We start from the raw sequence: 6,388 nt of genomic DNA, 5'->3' as shown, positions 1-6,388 counted from the left end.
CGCCCACCTGCTCGCAGATGGCCACCGACTCCCCCAGCCGGATCAGCCGCGCCAGGTAGTTCTCCACCGAGTGGAAGGGCACGCCGGCCATCACCACCGGCTCCCCGGCGGACATGCCGCGCCGCGTGAGCGTGATGTCCAACAGCCGCGCCGCCTTCTCCGCGTCGGCGTAGAAGAGCTCGTAGAAGTCGCCCATGCGGTAGAAGACGAGCGTGCTGGGGTACTCGCTCTTGACCCGCCAGTACTGGGCCATCATGGGGGTGTGCTTCGACAGGTCGATGGCCGGGGGAGCGGGGTTCATGGCGGGGCGATTATCCCCATGCCGGCGCCATGTCCGCGTGGTCTTCCATGGCGAGGGAGGATCGCACTGTTTGGTGTAGGCTCGCAATAGCCGCAGTCCAAGCGCCGGAGCCCCCCATGACCCACCCCCGCGACCACTGGGAAGCCGTCTATCGCAGCAAGCCCGCGGAGGGCGTGAGCTGGTATCAACCGCATGCGTGGCGATCGATGGATTTCATCCGGGCCACCGGACTCGGCACGGATGCTCGAATCATCGATGTAGGCGGCGGCGCCTCCACCCTGGTCGACGATCTGCTGGTCGGCGGCTGGCGTGACGTCACCGTGCTCGATCTGTCGTCGGCCGCACTGGCCGTGGCGCAGCAGCGGCTGGGCGACGCGGCGCGGGGCGTGACCTGGATCGCTGGTGACGCCTGCCACGCGCCGCTGACCGATGCGGCCTTCGACATCTGGCATGACCGGGCGGTGTTCCACTTCCTCACCGATGCGGCGGATCGCGCCGCCTATGTGCGCCAGGTGATGCGTTGCGTGCGGCCCGGTGGGCACGTGATCGTCGCCACCTTTGCCCCGGATGGGCCCACGCAATGCAGCGGGCTGCCGGTGGCGCGCTATGCGCCCGATGAACTGCATCGCGAGTTCGGGCCCGCCTTCACGCTGCTGGAACATGCGGACGAGCAGCACCACACGCCCTGGGGCGCGGTGCAGCACTTCGTGTATTGCCATTGCGTGAAGCCGCATTGATCGTGCCTGTGACCCCAGCCCCTCGCCAGGAGACCCCGCCATGGGCAGACCCGCGGGCGTGAGCGGCGCCGACACGCTGCGGGCCATCCGCCGAGCGGCCATCACGCGCATCTACCGCCACGGCTTCGAGGCGATGAATCTGCGCGAACTGGCGGCGGACGTGAGCCTGCGCATCGGCTCGCTCTACAACCACGTGCCGCAGAAGCAGGAGTTCCTGGCCACGCTGCTGGAATCGATCATGCTGGAGCTGCTGCATGACCTGCAGGTCCGCATGGAGGGCGCGACGGATCCGCTGGACCGGCTGCAGCGCTTCGTGCGCTTCCACATCGAGTGGCACACGGCCCGCAAGGAAGAGACGTTCATCGGCAATGCGGAGCTGCGCAGCCTCACGCCCGACCAGTTCGAGCGCGTGGCGGGCATGCGCAAGGAATACGAGTCGCACCTGCGGCAGATCGTGGCCGACGGGCAGAAGGCGGGGCTGTGGAAGGTGGACGACGTGCACGTCACCAACCTCGCGCTGCTGTCGATGCTCACGGGCATCAGCACCTGGTATCGGCCCGATGGGCGGTTGAGCCAGGAGAAGCTGATCCGGCTGTATCAGGGGCTGGCGCGGAGGGTGTTGGGATTGAAGGAGATGGGTAAGGTGGGGAAGCGGTAGGGGTAACGCTGGGGTTGCGCTGCGCTCCACCCCAGCCTACGAGAGACACGGTGCCCCTGTTGGTGAACTACAACCGCTTCTCCAGCTCATGCCGCTGGATCTTGCCGGTGCTGCTGCGGGGCAGGGCGTCCAGGGCGATGGGGCGCAGCTCACGCGGCAGCTTGTAGCCGGGCAGGTGCGCGCGGCAATGCGCCAGCAGCGCGGCCTCGTCCCAGGCGCCGTTGTCGCAGGCGACGAAGGCCACCGGCACCTCGCCCCAGCGCGCGTCCGGTCGGCGCACCACGGCGGCGTCGCGCACCGTGGGGTGGGCCAGCAGCACGCGCTCGATCTCGGCCGGGTAGATGTTCTCGCCGCCGGACTTGATGAGGTACTTCAGCCGGTCGACGAAGGCCAGGCTGCCATCAGGTTGCCGCACGAACACGTCGCCCATGTGGAAGCGGCCGCCGCGAAAGTCCTGCCGCGTCGCGGCCTCGTTGCCCCAGTAGCCGGAGAACACGGTCGGGCCGCGCACCGTCATCTCGCCGGGCGTGCCGGGCGGGGCTTCTCGGTCTTCCTCGTCCACCAACCGTACCTCGCACCAGGACGATTCGCGCTTGTCCAGCGACGCGGGCACCTCACCGGCCGGGAGCAAGGCGCCGCTGCAGGGCGGCAGGCCGGTCTCCGTGGAGCCGAAGCTGTTGAGGTAGGGCGCGCCCACCAGGCCGCTCAGCTCGGCGATCTGGTGGCGGGGCACCAGGTCGGCCATGGCGCCCAGCATGCGCACCGACAGCGGCTTGCGCCCGCGGGCGCGCAGCTGGTCGATCATTGGCTCGATCATGCCCGGCATGGCCAGCAGCCAGCCCAGCGGCTCGGTCTCGGCCCAGTCCAGGATACGCGGCAGGTCCAGCCCGTCGCACAGCATGACCTGGCCGCCCAGCATGAGCGTGGCGAGCGAATGGTCCGTGGCGGCCATGTGGAAGAGGGGCGACCAGGCGATGAAGCCATCGCTGCCGCGGATGCCGTAGTCGGCGCTGAACACCATGGCCCGCGCCACCATCGCGCGCTGGCTCACCAGGGCACCCTTGGGCAGGCCGGTGGTGCCGCTGGTGTAGAGGATGACCAGGCCGTCCTCGGGCGACACCGATTCGTCGGGCGGCACGGGCTGCGCGGCGTTGCGCCAGGCCTCGAAGATCTCGCCCAGCACCAGGTGCGCCGGCGCCACCTCCCCCAGGCGCAGCAGCGCGGGCAGGTAGCGCGGCGAGACGATCACCAGCGAAGGCGCCACCAGGCGGATGCAGTGCCGCTGCTCCTCGGCCGTCAGGCGCCAGTTCAGGCAGGCGACGATCAGGCCCAGCTGCGCGGCGGCCAGCTCAAGCTCGATGTACTCGAAGCCGTTCTCCGACCACATGGCCACTCGGTCACCGCGCCTGAGACCACTGGCCCGCAGCGCGCCCGCGAGCTGGGCGACGCGCTGCGCCAGTTCGCCGTAGGTCAGCGAGCGGGTGCCGTCGGTGAGCGCGATGGCGCCGGGCTGCATGGCAACCCGCTTGGCGAACTGGCCGGCCACGGTGAGGTGGCCGGCCAGAGTGGTCGGCGGTGCATCGCTGAACGCGCCGGCCTGGGGATCGCGGGGGCTGTTCATCGCCGCATCACCCTCGTCAAGCCGAGGCCTGCCGCGCGTGCGCCACCCGTTGCGGCAGTCCGCTGTGCATCAGCTTGCCTTCCAGCCGCCGTCCGATGATGCGTTCGGCGAGGCGCGCCGCGTCGAGCAGCCGGTCCAGGTCCAGCCCGGTGGCGATGCCCATTTCGGCGCACAGGAAGGCCAGATCCTCGGTGCACACGTTGCCTGCGGCACCGCCGTGTGAATTGCCGCAGAACGGGCAACCGCCCAGGCCGGCGATGGAGGCATCGAACAGGTCCACGCCCTCCTGCAGGGCCGCCAGCGCATTGGCCAGGCCCAGGCCGCGCGTGTCGTGCAGGTGCAGGCCGATGCGCGCGTGCGGCAGCACCTCGCGCGCCAGGTTCACCCGGCGGCGGATCGACAGCGGGTTGGCGTAGCCCACGGTGTCGGCGAGCATCAGCACCGGGATGCGCACCCCCTCCTCATGCTCCAGCCGGGCGATGAACTGCAGGCTGGTGCCCAGGCGCTGCTCGCTGATCTCGCCCTCCAGGTTGCAGCCGAAGGCCGTCATCAGGTAGGCGCCTTCCACCGGCAAGCCGGCCTCACGGTACAGCGTGATCCAGCGCCGCTGGCTTTCCGCATGTTCCTGCGCGCCGGCCCCGTTGTTCTGCCGGCTGAACGCGTCGGAGGCATAGAAGTAGAGGTTGCCCGCGAGGTCCACGTCGGCGGTGGCCCGCGCGCGCTGGAAGCCTTGCTCGTTCAGCCACAGGCCGGTGTAGCGCACGCCGGGCTTGCGCCGGATCGCGGCGAACAGCTCGGCCGCATCCGCCATCTGCGGCACGCGCTTGGGGTTCACGAAAGAGGCCACCTGGATCTGGTGCAGGCCGGTCTCGGCCAGCGCCTCCACCAGTGCCGCGCGGTCCGCGAGGGGGATGCCGACGCGCTCGATCTGGAAGCCCTCGCGCGGGCCTTCCTCGTGAATCTCGATCTGCTTGGGCAGTGACAGCATGGGGTGTCTCCGTGTCGGATGGGGCGGCGCGGTCAGCCCGCGGGCTCGATGCGGAACAGGTCCTGATGGCGCTCCACCTTGGCTTGCGCCGCACAGCCGACCCAGGCCACGCGGCCGGCCACCGGGGCCGTGAGCGCCATCTCCATCTTCATGGACTCCATGGTGCCGAGGCGCGCGCCGGCGTCAACCACTTCGCCTTCCGCCACCTGCACGGCGACCATCACGCCCATCATGGACGCGCGGACCACGCCCTGGTGCGCGCCGACCGCCGCGCCGGCGCGTGAGGGCAGGGGTCGGAGGGTGAGCGCCACGTCGTGGGTGTCGAAGGCGGCCCAGGTTTCGCTGACTGCGCAAGTGATCCAGGGGCGCAGCGTGCGGCCGTTGACGGTGAGCTGCCCCTTCATCCCCGCGCAGGCGGGGATCCAGGCGGTGTCGGCGCCCTGCGCTTCACTGGATTCCCGCCGGCGCGGGAATGACGGGGTGACGACGAACGCTGCATCGTCGACCTGAACGAGCTGCTGCCCCTGCTCGTTCACAGGCCCGAAGCCGACGGCGAAGTCGCGCCCGCCCACGCTGGCCAGGTGGGTCGCCGGTGGGTGTTGCGCCTCGCCCGATCGCCGCAGCCGCCAGCCGGTGAGGGCAGGGTCACCCCAGGCGCCGGCGTCCGGCGTCGGCACGCGCTGTGCCGCCAGCCAGACGGCCGCCAGGGCCGCCACCGCTTCGGCATCCGGCGCCGCTCGCGCAGCCGTGGCCAGCCACGCATCGATGAACTCGGTACTGATCTCGTTGGCACGCACTGGAGTCGCCGCCAGCAGCCGCAGCAGGAACGCGCGGTTGGTGGTCACCCCCAGCACCGCCGTATCGGCCAGCGCGGCACGCAGGGCGGCCAGCGCGGCCTCACGGTCGCCCGCATGCGCGATCAGCTTCGCGATCATCGGGTCGTAGTGCGGGGTGATCTCACATCCGGCCGCCACGCCCGTGTCCACGCGCACACCGGCCGGCACCTCGAAGGCCGCGATGCGCCCCGTGGCCGGCAGGAAGCCGTGATCGGCGTCCTCGGCATACAGGCGTGCCTGCACCGCAACGCCCCGCGGTGCCGGCACTTCGTCCTGCGCCAGGGGCAGGCGGCGCTCGGCCACGGTGCGGATCTGCAGCGCCACCAGGTCCAGCCCGGTCACGGCCTCGGTGACCGGGTGCTCCACCTGCAGGCGCGGGTTCACCTCCAGGAACACCGCGCCCTCGGTCGTGACGGCGAACTCCACCGTGCCCAGCCCGAGGTAGCGGCTGGCGCGGCCCAGGGCCAGCGCGTGCTGACACAGCGCCTCACGCGCGGCGGAGGGCAGGCTGGTGACGGGCGCTTCCTCCACCACCTTCTGGTAGCGGCGTTGCAGCGAGCACTCGCGGTCGTGCAGATGGATCACGCCGCCTTCGCCGTCGCCCAGGATCTGGACCTCGACGTGCCGGGGCGCATCCAGGTAGTGCTCGGCGATCAGGCGGCCGTCGCCGAAGGCGGAGCGGCCCTCGCGGATGGCGGCCTCGATGGCGCCGCGCGCATCGTCACCGTCGCGCACCACGCGCATGCCCTTGCCGCCGCCGCCGGCCACCGCTTTCAGGATCAGCGGGCGGGGCAGGTCGCGCAGCGCGGCCAGCAGGGCTTCCACATCGTCGCTCGGCAGGTCCAGGCCAGCCGCGACCGGAATGCCCAGCTCGCGCGCCAGCCGCTTGGCCGCCGCCTTGTCACCGAACAGGGCCAGCGTCTCGGGCGCGGGGCCGATGAAGGCGATGCCGGCGTCGGCGCAGGCGCGGGCGAAGGCGGCGTTCTCCGACAGGAAGCCGAAGCCGGGGTGCACCGCGTCGGCGCCCACGCGCTGCGCGGCGCGGACCACGGCGTCGATGTCCAGGTAGCTCGCCCGAGCCGGTGCCGGGCCCACGCGTACGGATTCGCCGATCTCGCGCACATGCAGCGCATCCGCATCAGCGTCGGAGTGGACGGTGGCCACCTGCGCACCGAGGGTCCGCGCCGTGCGGGCGATGCGGCAGGCAATCTCGCCGCGGTTGGCAATCAGGATCTTGCGGTACATGG

At 71.0% G+C, this 6,388-nt stretch carries 5 protein-coding genes and 1 pseudogene; 2 read left to right on the top strand and 4 right to left on the bottom strand.

Annotated elements, in window-relative coordinates; all coding sequences use genetic code 11:
* Nucleotides 1–301, bottom strand: a pseudogene (locus ACE3T5_RS06535) (DNA mismatch repair protein MutS); the annotation flags it as partial.
* A gap of 116 nt (nt 302–417) precedes the next feature.
* Between ACE3T5_RS06535 and ACE3T5_RS06530 the strand changes: the two are divergent.
* Entirely contained in the window at nt 418–1,038 is a 621-nt protein-coding gene (locus ACE3T5_RS06530) for a class I SAM-dependent methyltransferase (protein ID WP_374665702.1), read from the top strand.
* 40 nt (nt 1,039–1,078) lie between these two features.
* Entirely contained in the window at nt 1,079–1,696 is a 618-nt protein-coding gene (locus tag ACE3T5_RS06525) for a TetR/AcrR family transcriptional regulator C-terminal domain-containing protein (RefSeq protein WP_374665700.1), read from the top strand.
* Between the two features lie 67 nt (nt 1,697–1,763).
* Here ACE3T5_RS06525 and ACE3T5_RS06520 read toward each other — a convergent pair whose 3' ends face one another.
* From ACE3T5_RS06520 to ACE3T5_RS06510, 3 genes are read right to left on the bottom strand one after another with little or no spacing between them, the layout of a single operon-like run.
* On the bottom strand, nt 1,764–3,317 hold the full coding sequence (locus tag ACE3T5_RS06520; protein WP_374665698.1) for a class I adenylate-forming enzyme family protein: 1,554 nt from the start codon (nt 3,315–3,317) through the stop codon (nt 1,764–1,766).
* Between the two features lie 16 nt (nt 3,318–3,333).
* Nucleotides 3,334–4,305: a hydroxymethylglutaryl-CoA lyase gene (locus ACE3T5_RS06515; RefSeq protein WP_374665696.1), complete on the bottom strand. Its 972-nt coding sequence runs from the start codon at nt 4,303–4,305 to the stop codon at nt 3,334–3,336.
* A 32-nt stretch (nt 4,306–4,337) separates the two neighbouring features.
* On the bottom strand, nt 4,338–6,386 hold the full coding sequence (locus ACE3T5_RS06510) for a biotin carboxylase N-terminal domain-containing protein (RefSeq protein WP_374665694.1): 2,049 nt from the start codon (nt 6,384–6,386) through the stop codon (nt 4,338–4,340).
* Nucleotides 6,387–6,388 lie beyond the last annotated feature (2 nt).

The organism is Ramlibacter sp., assembly GCF_041916345.1.
Lineage (GTDB): Bacteria > Pseudomonadota > Gammaproteobacteria > Burkholderiales > Burkholderiaceae_C > Ramlibacter.
Note: the sequence above shows the minus strand (reverse complement) of the source record. Positions and strands in the feature narration are given on the sequence as shown.